The sequence below is a fragment of the Marivirga arenosa genome (assembly GCF_030503875.2).
In the GTDB taxonomy this organism is placed as follows: Bacteria; Bacteroidota; Bacteroidia; order Cytophagales; family Cyclobacteriaceae; genus Marivirga; species Marivirga arenosa.
This window is the reverse complement of the sequence record NZ_CP129968.2, coordinates 565,993-583,753: the sequence shown is the minus strand read 5'-3', so window position 1 is coordinate 583,753 and position 17,761 is coordinate 565,993. Positions and strand designations below refer to the sequence as shown.

Genomic DNA, 17,761 nt, shown 5'->3' with positions numbered 1-17,761 from the left:
AATATGAAGTACCTTCATGCGCTAAAAAGTATCGATATCAGTATAATTGAATTTTAATGAATTAATTGATATCTCATCCATATTGACAGGACATACCATAACTCTAAGACTAGAATCAACATGATCCCACTTATACTGATCTAGAAATTCCTTTTCGAGGTCTATATTAGTGCAAAAAATAATCTCTTCTTTTCCAATACTTTTTGTATAATTACTCAGATCATTAATCATACTGTCAATATTATTTTTCTCTAAAACTGAAAAATCTCCAATTAAAACACTAAATCTTTTTAGACTAACCCAAGCTTTAACAGTATTAAGATGAACCATATGATTTATACTATATGATTTAGAATTGAAAAAGATCCCATTTCTCTTAATTGAAGATCTTTGTTCCGCCAATTTCGCAAACGGCATCAGCTTCTTGCGTTTTGAATATTTTTCAAATAGTCTAGAATTAATTTTTTTTAATAATCTTGAAAATAATAAGGGTTTTACTTTTTTATGGTATTTATATAATGAAGCAATTTCAATAAAGCCATTTTTCTTGAAAGTATTATAAGAACCCAAATTTTCAATTGAGGGAAATGTAAAAATAAACTTGTGATTCCGGTTCTTCGCCTCATTTATCAATGCTTTTACCAATGATTTGAAAAGACCTTTCTTCCTATAAGACTCAAGAACCATAGCGTCTCCTATTTGTGAAACTATAGCTTTATTTTTTTCACCTAGAAATAAATAAGAAGCATACAAACCAACACCACCTGCCAACTTATTATTCTCATCGTAAGCAAGTAATCCAACATTAAAATCTTGAGCACCATTAGGGAAAAGTTTTTTTCTAATATTTATAGTTTCAATATCTTTATTCTTATTAAAAACAGTATAGAATAAGTATTCAAAATCTTCAATATTTGACAGATCAACAATTTTAAAGGAAAAATTCATTTCATCATTTTTACCTTTTGCATTGATAGCGTCTCGTACATATAAAGCCCTATCCTTTTCTTTAAAGGATAATTATCTATATCCTGTTTATGTGGATCTACCCCAAGAAGATATTTATATCCTAATTCCATAGCTATCTCCAAGGTGTTTTTGTTATATGAACCATCAGGAAATGCAACTGTATCAATTTCCTTTCCTACAATATTTTCTAAATATGTTTTCGAACGATTCAATTCCAGATAATTATTATTTCTATCCAAATACCCAAGGTTGTCATGATAGAAACCATGCGAACCTATAAATGCGAATGATGAGGAACTTAGCTCAATAATTTCTCTATCGGTTAATAATTTCCAATAAGGAAACATTCTTTCATCCAATAAAATATCTTGATCAACTCCACTATTTAAAATTTTATACTTTTCTTCAAACGAAAGTCCTTTTAAATATGCATGAAGGTTCTCACCTGATTTAGAATAAAACGGCATATATTTTTGATTAGTCCTAGTAAAAATACCATAGTTAGTTTTGATCTCACTTACTTTTGAACTGGCAATTAGATCATGATAATCGGACCATAGAATACTCTGATTAGTTGTATTTAAGCCAGTGATAAAGAAATGAGCAGGTACTTTGTATTTTTCAAGAATTGGTAGTGCGTACTCAAGATTATTCCAATAACCATCGTCAAATGTTATCGCAACATTCTTTTTATTTTTATCAATTTTATTATTGAAGATATCTTCTACCTTTACTAGGTTGCAAAAAGATCTTAAATATTTCAAATGTTGTTCAAACACTTCTGGATAAATATGCCTTTCATTAAGGTAGATTGGAGATCTTGGAGCTATCCCATGGTACATTAATATTAAGGGAGTATTTGACTTTATAAGATAATAAAAAGGAAATTTCGAATATATATCCATTTTAACTCTTATAAATTTATTACCAATTCTGTTTATTATATTCATGTAATAGCACCTTTGACTGCGACTATAAATTTCTTCCAATAAGTGATATTGAATGGCTTTCTAATGATTAGTTTTAATGATATTAAGATAGCCTGATTGTTAAGCTTAGAATATAAATAGATTGCATACAGCTTTTCAAAGATTAAATTTCTATTTTGAAGGAATGGTTTTCTCAATTCAGTTTTCCATTCTTCTATTATATGAAGATTACTACTTTCAATGCTATCAATTCCATTCAATTTTCTTTCCTTTGCCAGTCTCAAACATATCTCAGTTCCAAAAAAGCGATCAACATTTTCTACTACTTTAGTCATTGCAGTAGGAACAGATCTATAGTAGTAAAGTGGTATATGATCATTAATATTTGCCACTTTAAATTTTTCTGATACTCTAAGGATCCAATCAAAGTCTTCAGAAATATTTCCTATCTCCAAAAATTCTTCTCGATACATCCCACTAAATGCAAGAACATCTGACGTGAACATAATAGAAGGTTTCATGAATGGATTACGCTCTCTAAGTTCATTTTTTAATTGAATATCACTAGAAGATAATTGAACTGTATCGCCAATATTTCTACCTCTTTCACTTATCCTAATGTAATTAGTACCTACAATTCCATAATCTAAATTTTTTTTAAAAAAGTTAATTTGCTTCTTCAATCTTTCAGGGTGTGAAACATCATCCGCATCTTGAAAAGCTAGATATTTACCACTAGCCACTGATACCAGAAAATTTATTGTTCTTAAATACCCTATATTTTCTTGATTCTTATATAGCTTAATTCTTTGGTCAAAATTTGAAAGATCTTTAACGATTTCCCAAGAATTATCAATAGAACAATCATCACAGATTAATATTTCTAAATTTTTAAAACTTTGATTTTGAATTGAATTTATAGATTCTTTTATGAACCGTGAAGCATTAAAAACTGGTACAATTACGCTTATAAGGTTATCCATTAATAAGCTTTCTCTTTAACGCTTTAATAAAAGAATTAAATGAAATCCTGATTCCTAATTCTCCATTTTTGTAGTTAGATACCTCTTCTATAAGTTTTGTTTTTTTCAACCAGTAATCTGGGTGTATATAAGAAGGAACTATAACATCTGAAAAGGTCAAATCTAAGTTAGAGTAAACAAAAATGTTTTGCTTATACCAAACATCTACATCTTGATGATTCCATATTTTTCCTCTAATAATATCATATTTCTTGAAATTTTTAGAATTAAAAAGCCTTTCCCAGTATTCAGGCCATTGCTCATTGACATGATTTTGACCACCTTGTCCCGGTATTGCTGCTGAAAATATTATTATATTACTGTGTAAAGTTAAATCTTCGATTAATCTTGCTGCAGATATCTTATCTAGATGTTCAGCTACCTCCAGGCAAAGTACTACATCAAATTTTTTATTAAGTTTAAAACCTTCATTTAAATCTGTTTCTTCAAATTTTTTAGGATCTATTACTAGCTTGGACTTGTCTATAAAATCACCATCTATTCCAATATAGTTTTTAATACCGTAAAGGTTTTCAAAAGCTCTTAACCATGTTCCAGTTCCGCAACCAACGTCTAACAATGATTTGGGTTGAAAATAATTATTAATAATAGGAATAATAATGTTTGGAGAAACAAAATTATGGATTTTTTCAGTATGAATATACGGGGTATTATTAGTCATTTTTCAATATATAGCAGACGCCATTTTGTGTTCGATTTATTCTGGATTTAGATTTTATACTACTTAAGTAATCGTGAATTGCTCTAGAACATCCATCCCATGAAAAATAATCGTCAATAATTAGTAACCCTCCAGTTTTTAAGCGAGGATATAAATGTTCAAGACATACAATTGTTGAATCATACCAATCTGCATCTAACCTTAGGAGAGCGATATCTTTGATATTATTATTCTTAGGAATAGTATCTTTAAACCAGCCTCTTACTAACTCGTATTTTACACCCACTTGTTTCATTACTTCATCTGCAAACTTCATTTCAGCTTTACAGTTATCATAATACTTTGGGGATGATATATCTTTTTGCCATTCCTGAGCTGCTTGACCATCTATTTCTTTGGCTTTTGGTAACCCTTCAAAACTATCAAATAGAAAATATTCTCTCTCAGGCATTAATTCTGCAATCCCTGCAATCATACCACCTCTCCAAACACCGCATTCTACAACAACACCATCAATATCTCTAATTTTACTCACTAAACTTAGATTATCAAAATATATCATTTTAGGGATCATTGTATAATCACTAAATCTCCTTTGTATTTCGGCTGCTCTGAAATGAAACTTATCGAATGATTTAATATCATATCCAATTTTTCTAATTATTTTTCGAAATAAATTTTTCATTTTTAAATCATTTCGGAATTACAAATTAATGAACCATTTGATTTTGAGTGCTGCATTGTTCTACCCTCGATTGGGCTATCATTAACATCAAAACTAAGAATATTCTTATGCCAAAAAATTGTTTCTGTATAATTTGAACCCAACCAAACTGAAACAAAATATCTACCAGGAATGAGAGCTGGCAAATGTACTCTAAAAGTAAAATGTTTTTCTGACATCGAGGGTGATATAAAGCCTTTTTCGATAGGAATCGATTGAAAAATAGCGGAATCCATTTCATTCAAAATATCAAAGGCAAGAAAACATTTTGAATGATATTTATTAGATTGTACACTAAGATTTATATCAAGCTTTAGATTTGGTTGTTTTCCTTCGAGAGAGGTTCCAGCCGATTTTAAATCAATTGGGATATCTTTGTTAAAATTGTGGTTCTTCCAAATAGTTAGTCCCCCTTCATCATTGCTATTTATATATTGCTTGATGATATCATTCATAGAACCTACCATATTCAATCTGCCAGAATTTAGTAATATCCCCTTACTGCATAATTGATTAACTGCAACCATATTATGACTCACAAAAAGCACCGTTCTCCCTTCATTCTTACTAACCTGATCCATTTTACCTAGGCACTTTTTTTGGAATTCAGCATCACCTACGGCTAATACTTCGTCTACTATCAGGATTTCAGGCTCTAGGTGAGCGGCTACCGAAAAGGCTAAACGTACCTTCATCCCAGAGCTGTAGTGCTTTACTGGTGTATCTAAAAACTTTTCAACTCCACTGAAATCGACTATTTCATCAAATTTTTGCCTAATTTCTGCACGCTTCATACCGAGTATAGTGCCGTTGAGGTAGATGTTTTCCCTACCAGAAAGCTCTGCATGAAAACCAGTGCCTACTTCAAGTAAAGAAGATACTCTACCATTGATTTCAAAGCGACCTGTGCTTGGATCGGTGATTCGGCTCAATATTTTCAGCAAGGTAGATTTACCTGCTCCGTTTCTGCCGATAATGCCTACTGCCTCACCATGCTTAATTTCAAAGTTGATATCTTTTAGAGCCCAGAAAACTTCTTTCTCACTGGCATCGGGTTTGAAAATGTTTTTCAACTTATTTCCCACCGCATGTCGAAAGTCTCCTTCCTTTTTATGGCCGATGATGTAGTTTTTGCCTAAATTTTCTACAGATATTGCGGTATTACTCAATTGAAATATATTTTTCGTTTAACTTTTTCTGGTAAGGTACATAATGTGCATTCAAAAATTCTCTTGTTTCATTATCTAAGGGTTCCTTTACAGCTTTTCTTTTTACAAAATTCCTGATTTGCTCACCCATTAATGCTTGCCTTTCCAAGGGTATTATTTTCTTAAAAGTTCTCTTTACAATGCTCCCCTCTCTTAATAATGAAGATATCGTTTTTGCAAGTAAGCCTGATCTTGCTTCTTTGTATTCATTGTGCTGGTTTTGCACTACGGATATTCTAGGGGTTTCGATTTTCAGCCATTGGCATAAGCGAGTAAATTCTTTTTCTTTATTTTTGTGGAAGTCTTCTATATTTAAAATATATACGGACTTTTTGCCAAAATAGCTTACCAATATATCGATATAATTGACATATTCTCCCAGTTTGATAAATACATTATACCGCCAATCTGACTCTCCTTTTTGATGATTTTCAAAAGCTTCTTTAACCACTTCGCTAAAGCTTTGTGTTTGGTTCCCATTACTCTTTTCCATCAAATAACTAGAATACGCACGTTCTGCAGGATCCCTTAAGGAAACTATTATCTTGGCTTTAGGATTATGCTCATACAATCTTTTTATACTGCTTTCATGTCGAATGAGAGTAGCATGCTTTATGAGTAATTTTTTCTCTGGGTCTACAGAGTAAAAATATCTTTTTTGTGCCAGTTCCCACCCTTCATCAAACTCAGCTTGAGAAGAAAAGTAAGTCATCTCTTTTTGTGGGTGTGCCTGAATTTCATCTTGCTGCGCTAAGTATTTCAAAATGGAGGTGGTTCCTGCTTTTTGAAAACCTACTATAGCTATATCTACCTTTAAATCTTTCATTATATTACTAATCCATAAACTGCATAATTTCTAGCTAGTTTGCATTGGATTAATTGTTTCACTGTTTATTCCTAATGGCATGTCGAAAGTCACCTTCTTTTTTATGGCCGATGATGTAGTTTTTACCTAAGTCTTGTACGCTAATCGCGATGTCTGACATTTAATTTTTGGTTTTATCTTTAGAAACATCCCTATGATCCCCTCACGGGGATAGTTTCAATAGGCTTTTAGTTATTTAATTCTTAATTATAAAATTACTAATTCGTAATTGTTTACAGCTTCGCCCTTTCAGTCCCATTTCTGGAACTTAGCAGGTATTTAAAATATACTAAGATTGCTTCACCCTAAGGGGATTCGCAATTACGGTTATTATGAAATATTGAAGTTCAGGTCTTCCCGATCAATTATAAAGGGATTTCCATTCCCTCACAATGGTTCAAGCGTCTGATTGGACTAGCTATCTTCACATATAAGCTTTTCAGTATCTGCAACAAACCCAAGCGGACGCTTGCGCTATTGCCGATCTGCGCTACACTTCGACTAAAAATGATACTTCCCTCCTTCATTTTCTTCATCTTTCCCTAATTTCTTCAACTTAGCTGAACTAACTTCTGCTTTTAAAGCTAGGCCTAAACTTTCTATATATACAATTACTCTATCTTTTTGAGTATTTACAACTCTTCCTTCCTGTCCCTTCATACTTCCGTACTGTATTTGTACTTTATCTCCTTTTTCAATAGGCTCCACTGTCACTTCTTCAAACTCACCTAACAATTTCTGAATAGCTAAAATTTCCTCCTCTCTAATTTTAGCATCTTCCTTCAAGTAACGTACGAAGCTCACTACTCCAGGAGTTTGCAAGATTTTTAATCGTTCCTCCTCTGTTTTATAGCGCACAAATACATAAGAAACAAAAACTGGAACCCTTACTTTTTTCTTACGATCCGACCATTGTCTTAATACCGTTTGTGTAGGGCAATACACCTCTATATTTTGTTCGGTCAGCCTTTCTGCCACTTTCTTCTCATTTCTGGATTTTGTGTATATGGCGAACCAATTATTCATAATCTACTATTTTATTATACAAAAATAATTCATCCTATAGTTTAATGGAAGTAAATCATATGATTTCGATAAAGAAGGGAAGTTGGGAGTTGGAAGCCTGTGGATAGAAGTCAAATATATTGAGCATTTCGCAATCTAGACTCTAGGTTCTGGAATCTAGCCTCTATCATACTATATCCGCCATCACTTTCTCTACTCTTTTGAAATATAGAAGTCCGCTAACAAATAAAAGAATCACGATAGAAAACGAGAAATAAGCATAAATACTTGGAGGCGCTCCTCCTAACAAACTCCATCGAAAACCTTCTACTATACCCGCCATTGGGTTAGCATAATAAAGGAAAGAGCCCCACTCAGGTAATCTTTTAATTACATCTTTAGCCTGATAACCCACGGGAGTAGCGTACAATCCAAACTGTACTAAAAAAGGAACTACATGTTGAAAGTCACGATAACGAATGGTTAAAGCGCTTAACCACACCCCCACTGCCAGGGCCGAAATAATGGTTAAGATTATAAAAATAGGAGCATAAATAATATTTGCAGAAGGGATATAACCATAGTAAAACATCAGAATCACTACGAATAATAAAGCAATAGCAAAATCTACAAAGCCTACTAAGGCTTTTGATAAAGGAATAACTAAACGAGGGAAATAAATCTTTTTGACCATTTCTTGCGCTCCTATAATAGAATTCCCCGATTGGTTTAAGACAAATGAAAAGTAAGACCAGGTTGCCATTCCACATACTGCAAAAAGTGGATAGGGTATGCCGTTGGTTTCAACTGCTGCCACTTTTCCAAAAACTACAGTGAAGATAGTAAGGGTGGCTAGTGGCTGAATAAATGCCCATAATAAGCCTAGAAAAGTCTGTGCGTAACGTACTCTGAGGTCACGATAAGCCAAAATGTAGAATAAATCACGGTAGGCCCACAATTCTTTGAAATTAATGTGCCATTTGGGCTTAGAAGCATCAACTACTAGTCTTTCCATTATTAAATGTATTCTTTTCTGAACTTTATACTCAGATTTTAAAAATAAATACAAATATAACTAAAGTAGTTCAGGCTAATCGAATAAAAAATGGAAACTCATCTTCTAAAATCAATCCATCACCGAAAATTTCAACCTTTTGAATGCTCCTTTGTCGTTAGAGATGATAATATGATACATCCCTGTTTTAAAAGACTGAGTAGATAATTCATGTTGAGTGGTTCCTGCTGGTAATTTAATGGCTTCTAATTCACTTCCCCGCATATCATAAACCCTTATGCTTAGCTCTTCATTTAAAGTTGAATTGAACTGAAGGTTCACGAAATCTCTGGCTGGATTAGGGTATAAATTTACATTCATTTCTTCCAGAGCTGTATTAAAAGTTACATTGGAATAAGATAGTAGAGGTACATCAGTCACAAAATCACTTTGGAAAACCTCTCCCGTTTCAATATCCTGAATAAAGGACACCACCATTAATGGTTCAGCATCATTTGCACTAGTTGCTAAAAAGGAAGTTTCCAATTGTCCACTTTCATTACCCGATACATCCACTCCCTCCACTTGGGGTAATATCTCCCTTAAAACGTTGTAATAGGTTTTAGCAGAATTGGTCTCCAATGCACCTCCTGAAACCTCTTTATAAAGAACAGTAACGAAAAGTCTGGCGTTTTCACTAAAAACACTATTCGAATTATAATTAACTTTTACATTCAATTGATCATCCGCTGCTTTTGATATTTCCATTGAAAGATTTACTGCGCTTGAAACTAATAAGCTGTTATTTAATTGGTTTTGAGCAGCATCAGAACTAAACGAAAATTCATTATTGAGCACTCCATCTATTGAAAAAGCATTATCAGCTTCATATGCATCATATTGATAGATACGAGATAGCATAGCACTTGCATTTTGCACAAATAAAGGATCAGATTCATTCAATCTGTAGTTAATCCAAGTAAAACTTGTGGACCGAGCAAACCTTGAATTTAGTGAATCCATTTCGGTCGCATCTGAATTGACTTCTTCATTGCCAAAATATTCAACCAGCACATTTCTATTTAAACTACCAATTGCGAAATTATCGAAAGCCACTCCATCAGGTAGAAAGCCAGTATTGTTGGATTTAAATTGAAAACGGAACATCACATTTGATCTTTCACTTTGTGATAATACATCCAAAGCATGTTTTGCCTGAATTCTTTTTACCAATTCATCTTGAATTGTTTCATCTGACCAACCTTGACCAAAAACGTTATTATTGACAAGACCAGAAGCGGTAATATTATCAGTTCCTGGTCTGGATCTAATTGCAGAGCTTTCATACCAATTCAATCCAGATGATATACCATCATCAAAATTACCTAAAAGGCTCCATTGTTTATTGGGGTCTTCAATTCTCAAATTATCCGTAGAATATTCTAAAATCAGTCCATCCACATTATCAATTACATCTATCCATAAATCAAAATTAACAGCAGGTTTTTCGATTTGGCTAATATCCATTACTGGAGAATATACATAAGATTGTTCTCCTGGATTGTAAGATCCATTAGCATTTGTGATCCATAATTTACTTTCTGAAATTATGCTTGAAGAATCACCAGGTTGATTCCACTCCCAAGAATTATTAGTATCAATGGAGCTTACCCATTCATTATTAGAGGAATTAAAATCAAAAGAAAAATTAGAAGAGCTACTTAATTCAGGTACCACTACAATTTGATGGCTTACAGATGTATTACAGTTGAATAAGGTATTAATAACGAAATCCACTTGATACTGACCTGCTCCGTATTGGGAAAAATCAACAGTTAATTGTTTCAGATCTATATTAGTTTGATTCTCGGAATATACTAATTCAAGTCCGTTATCAGTAATTCTATTTATGAACCAATCATAACTGGCAACATTGTTTTCATTATGATTAGCTGTAAAAATTATAGGAGCACTACCATAACTTGATTTATTCCACTCTAAGGTTGGAACGCCTAATAATCTATAGGTGATTTCTGTAGCGTTACTGCTACACAATTCATCATCTTCTCCTGAACTATTTACATTTTTACGTACAACATAAAATTTTACTTCATTGCTATTCGCAAATAATTCGGAAGGTGGAGTGAAAGTTAAACCGTTGCCTATAGGTTCTCCCGTTAAATCCACATTGGTAAACCATTCCAATTCCTGGATTGGATTTGTACCATCATAATTAGTAACAGAAGCTTCTTCAATGTTACCATTTATATTGCATAAATCAGTACTTGATAACAAGGGTTGTTCCGGCTGTTTATACACTATAAAACTGAATGTTTCTGTAGCTGAACATGAATTCAAATTGGTATAACTGTATTCCATCCAAACCTCTATAGATTCTTCTCCAATACTATCCAAATAATCATCTAGTGGAGCAGGGTCAAACTGTAATCCCACATTTACATCTCCAATTATCAAACTATATGGAAATGAGGCTTGATTTAAGGTGTCTTTCAAAACAAATGAATAGGTATTTTGATTATTAGAACCTAAGGCCTCTAAATCAGCTGGTTCATCATAGGTGCACATGTCATATTCAGGTCCTTGGTATTCTAATGTTGGCAATGGATTAGCCCTAACTGTTTGAGAACCCGCTTCCAAAATCACATTTGCAGGATTTAACTTTTCGCGAGTAGAAAAGGATATTACTACTGCGGAAGGATCTGCAGCAGCTTGATTCTCTTCATATGCAATGAATGGATTAAACACTGCTTTAAAAACTTGTGTTGGGGTACCATCTATAATTTCAGTTTGTAAACCTAATTCTGTTATGCCAGGACCCTGAATCGAAATGACTTCAAAATCATCCCCAAGTATACTGGGCTGAACGAAGATGATATCTTCTTCATCAGAAACACAATATTGAGCTAGTAAATTCTGGAAACTTGAGTTTTCAGCATAAACATTAAACCTTATGGTTTCGGATGCGGAACAACCGAATTCATCTGTATAGGTAAAAGTTATAATGTGATCATCTGCAGGATCAAATATATCGGTAACATTTAAAATACTAGGATCCAAATAATAATTCCCATCAGAATCTTGCACGACACCAGGACCAGAGAAAACACCACCTGACTGAATATTTCCTATTTGTCCTCCTTCTCCAGTTAATAAAAACCTTGGATCACCTTGTGAAACGGTTGTATTTCCTGTGTAGGTAATATTAGCAACTGGCGCTGGTTTTATGGTAACATTTATGGTTTGAACAACACTTTCACATGTAGTAATTGGATTAATTTCTTTTACAGTAATAGTTTCAACTGTCTCAGTGGTTACTTCCTTAAAATCAACAAAAATTATATTTCCAGTTCTAGGACCATCAATACTGTTTTTATCATTTTGCCCTGGTGTATCTGAACCTTCATTAGACAGTGTCCATTCAAATGTACTTGAGGTGCTGCTAGGAGACATTCTAAATCTTACGCCAAATTCACCGCTACATACATTAGCAGGAGCTAAGGATATAGTTGGGGCTGGTAAATCATTGATATTAATATTCAATTCTTCTGGTGGTGGAGTACCTCCACATCCGCCACTTGTTGGAATAGCACCAACGGTTGCTAATCCATTTGCAATTTCTTGAGGACTTGCTTTATAAAAAGGATTCTCTAAAGTAGAAGTTAAAGTAAATGTTGTGGCATTAGCAGAAGCCGCAAAACCCCATGACCCATCATGTACACCGTTTTCACCGTATTGATCATTTCTTGACCATTCTAAAGAAGTTGCTCCTCCACCTAAAGTAGCACTAAGAGGTTCAATCACATAAGGTCCACTTCCATCATTTTGAATACAAGCGTTTAAATCAGGCCCAACATTTACAGATATCGTATTAACGAATACAATCGTAATCTCATCAAAATCTTGAGAACATGGATTCGGAGCGGTTGGATCGTCAGAAGTTAATCTTAAGGTGATACTTCCATATGCCGCATCAGCCAGACTAGGATAGTAGGTAGGAGTTAAGCTTGTAGTCGTTTTATCACTAAAATTACTTGAGAAACCTCCTCCACCAGAACTTGGTCCATCCACAATAGTCCATTCCCCAGATGTAATATCTCCTACTATGCTTGGTAACACACCCATTAAAGCTCCATCTGATAAATCAACTTGGTCATCTTGGGCTAAACAAACTGCAACCGTACTGACACCTAAATCTGAGTCGAAAATACCTCCTGCTTCCACATTTGATTGCTCATATTCTGTTATCACTAAATCAACTCCATTATCTGCAGCACTACAGGTATTCAAATCAGGATCCTCATCGATAATGGATATGATTGAATAGGTATTTGCACCTGAAACAGGTGGGTTAACTTGAACAGTTTCTCCAGACAAATAATTATTTTCAGTAAAGATGTTTACTCCATCTGAATACTGAACTGTATAGGTTCCAGAACCTCCGACAATATCAAATTGAATAGCCGTTTCTATAGGTGCTGCCTCTGTTCCTGGTACATCACAAACAACATCCGTTCCCACACTTACCAATACAATCTGTCCGCTACTTGGTCCAACTTTAATTGCCGTTGTAGAGGTAGTGGAAGCATCATCCGTATTACCATCTTGGCCGTTAATTTTATTTAAAGTGATTTTTCCTGGTACTGTTCCTGCTGGCACTGTAAATGAAATAGTATTATCATCATCAATTGAAAAAGTAGTAATTTCAAAAGGAGAACCACTTTCTACATCCGTAAGAATTTGACTTACACCTGTAAAGTATTGCCCTGAAATTGTAAATACCTCGCCCACACATGCAGCAATAGAAAAATCATCAATTCTCGCTGGACCAAAAGTCGTAAATGACCAATTTGAAACCCCATTAAAAGCAGCCAATGGATTACCTGCTATATCCGTAATGGCTCCAGCATCAAATTCAAAATAATATTCCGTTGAATCTTGAAGAGAGGCTGCCAAAGAATTAAAATTTAGGGTAGTTGCACTTGAGTTTGCAAAGGCGGTAGATCCATCGAGAGTGGCCAAAGTAGACCCACTTGCAACATCAATAAGTCTTATATTAGCTGTTCCAGCACCTGTAACTTGTTCATTTAAAGTAATCGCAAAGGTTTCTGTTTGAGACACATTTAAACTTCCATTTGCTGGAGAAAATGGATTCGGATCTAAGCTCGGTGGTTCCGTATCAATTATAATAGCTTTATTTGCAGCTAAGGTATTATTCGCCCCGTTTAATGTTAAATCGGAAGGATTTCCTACTAAATCTAATATCTCATTTTGGGATAAGGAGATAGAGGAAACCGCTAAATCGTTAGTATTTTCACCCTGACTGATTCCACCGATGGTATAGGTGAAATTTAATTCATTCCCATTTGTTATATCATCAAAAATGGCAGAAACACCAGTATTTAAATTTAAAGTTGGAGGAACACCCGTTTGCTGGATATTTTCATTAAATATCACTTTAATATTCACAATTTCACCAGGACCGTAAATCCCATCAACTGTACTGGAAGTTATAGCGGTTATAAAAGGTGATTGAGTATCAATTTTTAATTGTTTATCATCAGAAAGGGCATTTCCTTGTAAACCTAATTCCGCTGGATTTAAAGAACTGCTACTTACAATAGTTGAACCATTTAGATCAAGGCTTAACACTTCTAAAGGATCAGCATTATCACCTGCAGTAATGGTATAACTGAATACAATTAAATCATCAGTATGGCTACTATAAGTGGCAATTGCTGAACCACTTGAATTTAAAATTAGCTGTGGGCTCTGAGTGCCTCCTAAAGTTACAATTTCATCAAAATCAATAGTAATTTCGATCGGCCCATCTCCCTCTTTGTATGATCCTGTTGTATTGCTTGAACTTATGGCTTCAATTTTTGGCGGAATAGTATTGATATTAAATGGATCAGAATCAGTACTGCTCATGCTATTTCCAGCCTCATCTAATGCCCCCGAAATAGTAATAGAAGCATTATTTATAATTTCTTCAGTACCATCATGAGTAAAAGAGTAAACATATCGTTGCGAATTAACCCAGCTCCCACTTTCAAGACTGAAGTTAGTAGGCGCTGAAATAGTAACCGTTGGTTCAGTTCCTGTATCCATCAACTCTCCAAAATCTGCCGTCAATTCTATTGTATTATTAGGCAAATTCACCAAAGATTGATTTAAAGACAATGAAGCTGTTGGATTTTCAGTATCTATAGAGAATAAATCATTTTCATCAACCGCTATCATACTGTTATCCGAGATATCCTTTGCAGATGCAATATTTACATCAATATCTTTAATGGTTTGTCCAACATCTACAACATTGTAATAAGAAGTGTATACCAATCCTGCTACATCCCAGCCACTACTAGTTGCTGAAAATGTAATACTAGTTGTTGGATCTTCACCTATTGTTGGGAAAGTAATAACTGGGTCTGCCGTTCCATCGGTTATCATTTCTTCATCAAACTCAATACTAATTTGAAAAGCTTCAACCCCTGTATTATCATCCGATATACTTGCTGGAGAAGCATTAATAGAAACTATTTCTGGTGGCGTTAAATCTTGAAAACTATAAGTTTTATCAATAGTGATTGCCGGAAATAAATATGAACTTTCTTGAAAGTTAAAATTAGAACTTATTAAACTAAAAGTAATATCAGGTGTAGAGGCTGGCACCGTTGCACTAACCGCTGCTACAATAAAATAATAGGAGGAATTATTATCAATACTCTCGGTTAAAGAAGCAAAAGAAATTTCAGTATTTACACCATTATCATTTACGGATCCAGTTGATATATTTACATCTGCACCATCAAATGTATCATCAGTTGATGCATACAATCTTATATTACTCAATTTGCCTATTAATTCCTGATCAGACCCTAAAACAATATCATTAATCTCTGCACTGCTGAGAGCTGTAATGTCAAAGCCAACTAATATTTCATCCGTAGCACCATTCACTAAATCGCCATCATTATATACTGCTCCGATTTCACTAAGGGTGATTTTTGGATTTACGGTTATCGTATTACTTGTGGCAATTGAAATTGAATTGCCAGCATCTTCTATCGAAAGGGTACCGTCTCCACTACCTTGATAATTAAAATTTGCCGGAAAATCTAAAACTCCATTATTGAAATTAGCAGGAGGGTTTTGAACAGAAATTCCACCGGTACCCAGTGAGTACCCATTTACATAATCCAAATCTAAATTTCCATTTTCATCAGTTACCTCTACTTGTGGAGCCGTGGTAAAATTTTCAGTTGCATTTATTGTGGTAGGAGAAGGCTCTTGAGTAAAATTAAACTCGGATGCAATAACTTCAACTTTGTTATTTGTGGTACCTGATGAAATGGATGAAGAAGAGGCATCAAATAAACTTGAATTTGATTGAACTGTCATTTTAGAAGGATAAAGTTCAACGACTATATTTTTATTATCAATTACAGACGAAATATTATCCTTTAACCGTATTTGAAGCTGAAAATTTGAGGTAGTATTATCGGCAATATATCCTTTTTCTCCTGCTTGATCACTCTCATTCCCTGAGTACTCAATGATAATACTGTCTGCTAATATATTGACTGCACTTTCATTCCCACCAGAAGTAATATTGACCAATCTTGCATCTGCAATTATATCATCCCAGCCAATTCCTTCCAATTCAAAATCATCATCAGCCGCAATAGAAAATGCTAATCTATTTAATTCTGTTGGTATTCCATCAGTACCATTATCGATAATATTGAAATCGAGAATAGCAACTCTAGCCCCTGAATTATCATTAGTTACCGAATTGATGCTTACGGAAGCAGAATTAAAAGAAATCGTACCATTAGCAGCAGCTCCTGTTGTTGATGCTGAGATAGTTCCGGGTGAGGCAGGAGTTACATAACAATTACCATCTGAATTATAAGCAAATACTGCAAAGTGATAGGTGGTTGATAAATCTAATCCTGTAACTGTTATACTATTTCCAATCCCATTATAAACGGCTTTATTAGTTCCTGATCCATTCGGTAAATCAGACCCTCCAGAAAAATTAGCATCTGCAGAATAGGAGTCCCCTATTACAGGTTCAAATGAAACAGCTGCCCCTTCTTTTACAACTACTAAATATCGGTCTGCACCTGAAACTGTATTCCAACTTACTGTAATGTTTAAGGGGTTAATATCTGCTGGATCAATAGTATTAAAAGTAGATTGTGCAGCGGGTGGTGCACAAAGTGTGGTAAAACTATCCAAATCAGGACCTGTTTGTGTGATATAATTTATCGTTGAAGGATCAGCTCCTTCAGCATATGGAATAATATAAAAACTATAGTTGCTATTTGCATCAAGTGAAGAAAGAGAAACATTACTAGTAGCAGAAGTAGTGTAGCTTACTCCAGCAGGAAATGTTAAATCAGCTGGTGCATTGCCATCTATCACATCATTTATATCTAAATCAGCAGAATTCTGAGTATATAAAATAAGGTATTTATCAGCATTGGTAACATCATTCCAATTGATATCAGCTGAATTAGTTGTTATGTTTGAAACTGAAAAGCTTCCTCCATCAGCTTTGTTAGCAGGAGGATTAGAAAGTGTGAAAAAGGTTACGCTAGGAGGGTCTGATTTTCTATAGTTTAAGGTTTGTGCATTAGAACCATCAGAATTGTAACTTACCAAAGTCATTGTATATTGGGTAGCTGCTGAAAGTGAAGGGAAATTTATTGACCCTACGGTTTCATCGGGCTCCCAAACATCATTTCCAGAGAGAGCCGCTACCTGACCATCAGGATCCGTTGCATTTTCTAAACTTGTTAAATCAATTGCGCCTGCTCCAGTTGATTTATACAAAACATATCCCCCATTTATAGAAAAGGAGTGTGGCGTGTAAGTAAAGGTAGCATTACTACTTGATTTACTATCTAAAACAAAATTAGATACAGAGGTGGTTGGTAAGGTAGCAAGTGTAAAAAAAGATTGCTCTGAAGAGGTGAAATTTACAGAAGCATTTGCATCTTCTTCTCCATATAAGACATAAAAATATTGTTCAGCAGGATCTAAACCCGTCAACCCACTATTCACAATTTCATTTGTATTTACATTAATTACTTGAAAAGGAGTTGAATTTGGGTAAGTAGCTGCACTAGTTCCATACCGAAATTGATATTTTACATCAACTGCACCATCAGAAACCAATTCTCCAGATACAGTAGCAGTATTATCGGTAATAATTGTAGCGGCATCTCCATTAACATCAGTAAGGTTTTGTGATAATGCTGATGCTATAGAGCCAATTAAAAAGAGTATAAAGAATAAAGATTTTTTCATAAAAATATGCCTTTAAGCATGTAT

Annotated in this window: 10 protein-coding genes; all 10 read right to left on the bottom strand. The window is 34.2% G+C overall.

Features of this window, described 5'->3' with window-relative positions:
* Positions 1–21 precede the first annotated feature (21 nt).
* Entirely contained in the window at positions 22–948 is a 927-nt protein-coding gene (locus tag QYS47_RS02520; RefSeq protein ID WP_322347610.1) for a GNAT family N-acetyltransferase, read from the bottom strand.
* Complete coding sequence (locus QYS47_RS02515) at positions 945–1,919, bottom strand: polysaccharide deacetylase family protein (RefSeq protein ID WP_322347609.1); 975 nt, start codon at positions 1,917–1,919, stop codon at positions 945–947. Before QYS47_RS02515 ends, QYS47_RS02520 begins: the two co-directional genes overlap by 4 nt.
* Positions 1,916–2,881: a glycosyltransferase family 2 protein gene (locus QYS47_RS02510; protein WP_322347608.1), complete on the bottom strand. Its 966-nt coding sequence runs from the start codon at positions 2,879–2,881 to the stop codon at positions 1,916–1,918. The genes QYS47_RS02515 and QYS47_RS02510 overlap by 4 nt, the downstream gene beginning before the upstream one ends.
* Positions 2,874–3,602 carry a class I SAM-dependent methyltransferase gene (locus tag QYS47_RS02505; RefSeq protein ID WP_322347607.1) on the bottom strand — a complete coding sequence of 243 codons (729 nt, stop codon included), beginning with the start codon at positions 3,600–3,602 and terminating at the stop codon, positions 2,874–2,876. The genes QYS47_RS02510 and QYS47_RS02505 overlap by 8 nt, the downstream gene beginning before the upstream one ends.
* Positions 3,595–4,287: a TylF/MycF/NovP-related O-methyltransferase gene (locus QYS47_RS02500; RefSeq protein ID WP_322347606.1), complete on the bottom strand. Its 693-nt coding sequence runs from the start codon at positions 4,285–4,287 to the stop codon at positions 3,595–3,597. The genes QYS47_RS02505 and QYS47_RS02500 overlap by 8 nt, the downstream gene beginning before the upstream one ends.
* Positions 4,288–4,289: 2 nt before the next feature.
* Positions 4,290–5,495 (bottom strand): ABC transporter ATP-binding protein, encoded by a 1,206-nt coding sequence (locus tag QYS47_RS02495; RefSeq protein ID WP_322347605.1) that lies wholly within the window; start codon positions 5,493–5,495, stop codon positions 4,290–4,292.
* On the bottom strand, positions 5,488–6,360 hold the full coding sequence (locus QYS47_RS02490; RefSeq protein WP_322347604.1) for a sulfotransferase family protein: 873 nt from the start codon (positions 6,358–6,360) through the stop codon (positions 5,488–5,490). Before QYS47_RS02490 ends, QYS47_RS02495 begins: the two co-directional genes overlap by 8 nt.
* Positions 6,361–6,900: 540 nt before the next feature.
* Positions 6,901–7,425 carry a UpxY family transcription antiterminator gene (locus tag QYS47_RS02485; protein WP_322347603.1) on the bottom strand — a complete coding sequence of 175 codons (525 nt, stop codon included), beginning with the start codon at positions 7,423–7,425 and terminating at the stop codon, positions 6,901–6,903.
* Positions 7,426–7,591: 166 nt separating this feature from the next.
* The gene (locus QYS47_RS02480; protein WP_322347602.1) at positions 7,592–8,419 is read right to left on the bottom strand and encodes an ABC transporter permease; all 828 of its coding nucleotides are present in this window, start codon (positions 8,417–8,419) and stop codon (positions 7,592–7,594) included.
* A 111-nt stretch (positions 8,420–8,530) separates the two neighbouring features.
* Positions 8,531–17,737 carry a T9SS type A sorting domain-containing protein gene (locus QYS47_RS02475; protein WP_322347601.1) on the bottom strand — a complete coding sequence of 3,069 codons (9,207 nt, stop codon included), beginning with the start codon at positions 17,735–17,737 and terminating at the stop codon, positions 8,531–8,533.
* Between the last annotated feature and the right edge of the window lie 24 nt (positions 17,738–17,761).